The following is a 2,203-nucleotide window of genomic DNA, read 5'->3' on the forward strand; positions in this document are numbered from 1 at the left end:
GCTGGTTTACTAACGGCTCTAGTACCAGCATCTGTTATGTTATTGTCTGCATCTGTTGGCTTAACAAAAGGGGTTTACAATGTTATTTTTCCAAAAGCTACCGAAAAACAACAATTAGTAGCCTCAAAAATATTCATCATTATCCTTTCTTTGACTGCTTTAATCTTCACCATATCTGGCGGGGCAGCACTTGCACTGTTAAACATCATGTCATACAGTCTTATCGCACAATTGGCACCTGCATTATTCCTTAGCTTTTCCCCCAAAAATTATATTAATAAATATGGCGCAATGACTGGAATTATTACAGGAGTGCTCATTGTATTGTATGCTACGACTTTCAATATAAAAATCGAAACCTTTTTTCCAACAGTCCCACACACTATTAACGACATTAGTACAGGAGCAATAGCATTATTTATAAATATTTTAATAACCATTATTGTAAGTTTAGCTTCAAAAAATTTACCGATTAAAAAGGGGTCCCAGCAACAAAACGCAGAAAGTATACGTTATTAAGACCAAAATTGAAAAAACTTTTAAAAATGAAGGGCGGTACATATTGAACATGACTAATATGTACCGTTTAATTTCACGTGAGATTTTTCTTTTTTCTAAAGATACAGTTTAAGTATTTTAAAGGTTTGCATACCAAATAAATCCTATCGGGTTTCAATTTTTTGGATTACGCTACATGATTCTGAGACATAGAAAAGTTGTATACGACACCTAAGATATCAAAGACGGTTTTCTTCTCATACCTATGGGATTTTCGTCCGTTTTTCTGTAAGAGATTGAACAGACGAAACAATATCTTTGTTAATTCTTGGGTGTCTTTTTGTAAAGATTGATAAATAAGTGGAAAATAATCTTTTATGATATAAATCGCTTTATATTCGCTTAATTCTCGTTTCTTCTTGATGAGGAGTAATTAGCGCATTTGAAACATGATAGAGGAACAAAGAAGGATACTTATTAATTGTCCGTATAAGTGACATTCTAGTCGTTCTAATTTTACAGAATTACAGTGATGAATACGAAAAAATGATTTCCATGTTTTAAAGATAGGTTCAATTTGCCATCGTAAGGAATTCACACATAAACATGGATACGAAACTAAAAAGCAATTTTCATATGAACAATAGCCTCGCTAGAATATACTGATAAGGCCATAACAACATGGTTAGTAGCCATGGGTTTAACTGAGAAGACTACATAATATCCATCTTACTTTTAATTTATGGCTCGACCCTTATAAATTCAACGGGTTTAGGATTCGAAAGAGATTAGAAGTAAGGGAGATTTTATAAACGGAGTTCCTTGCTTCTCTATAGCACTATATATATTTGTCAAATGATTCAAGTACATTAAGAAGAAAACTGTGCGTATTAAATTAGCGAACTTCTTCTTTTTTATATCACTCAGCTGTTGTACTAGTTAATGGGTAGGTTGAACTATCCGAATAGACTACATAATAACTGAAAATAAACTTCTTTTTTCCTACATTAAGTGGCTAACAATCTTAAACGCCAGCTAATAAAATTAGATTACGGAAAATTTAGATATTAAAGAGGAGGAACAAAGGTTATTAAAAAATGAAAGCGTTTCCTATTGTTGCAGTATACGATTTGTTAAATGAAACTAAATTTAAAGGGGGGCAATAATAATGAAGTTGATTAACCCAATGAAAGTAATCGACGGAAGCCGCATTCATTCATTTCATATTTGGCTTGTTTTCTGGCTTTTTCTCGTCATTTTGTTTGATGGATATGATGTTGTCATTTACGGGGCTGTCGTTCCGTCCCTTATTAAGGAATGGGGAATATCTGATGTGACAGCAGGTGCAATTGGTAGTTATACGGTAATGGGTACAGCGGCCGGCGCAATTGTATTCGGGTTACTTGCAGACAAATTGGGCAGAAAGAAAATTATCTTGTTGACCATTTTCCTCTTCAGCTTTTTCACACTGCTATCTGGGTTCGCTAATGGACCGACTATGTTTATAATTTTTCGTGTAATCGCTGGTGTTGGCCTAGGGGGAGTCATGCCAAATGTTATTGCCTTGACCACTGAATTTGCACCTAAGCACATCCGTTCTGCTCTTGTGTCATTCGTTTTTTGTGGTTATTCGGTTGGAGCTATAGCGGCTTCGCTTACAAGCCGGTCGCTTCTGCCGACGGCTGGCTGGGAGCCCGTTTTCTGG

2 protein-coding genes and 1 pseudogene are annotated in these 2,203 nt (G+C 35.3%); 2 read left to right on the forward strand and 1 reads right to left on the reverse strand.

Features of this window, described 5'->3' with window-relative positions:
• Positions 1 to 519: sodium:solute symporter family transporter (locus AC1DUW_RS26580; protein WP_477643901.1), on the forward strand; the 519-nt coding region annotated here is incomplete at its 5' end.
• 166 nt (positions 520 to 685) lie between these two features.
• Here AC1DUW_RS26580 and AC1DUW_RS26585 read toward each other — a convergent pair.
• Positions 686 to 1,090 (reverse strand): annotated as a pseudogene (locus AC1DUW_RS26585) (transposase); the annotation flags it as partial.
• Positions 1,091 to 1,666: 576 nt separating this feature from the next.
• Between AC1DUW_RS26585 and AC1DUW_RS26590 the strand changes: the two are divergent.
• Positions 1,667 to 2,203: MFS transporter (locus AC1DUW_RS26590; RefSeq protein WP_477643902.1), on the forward strand; the 537-nt coding region annotated here is incomplete at its 3' end.

The sequence above is a fragment of the Peribacillus sp. P4_C12 genome, from assembly GCF_056402095.1.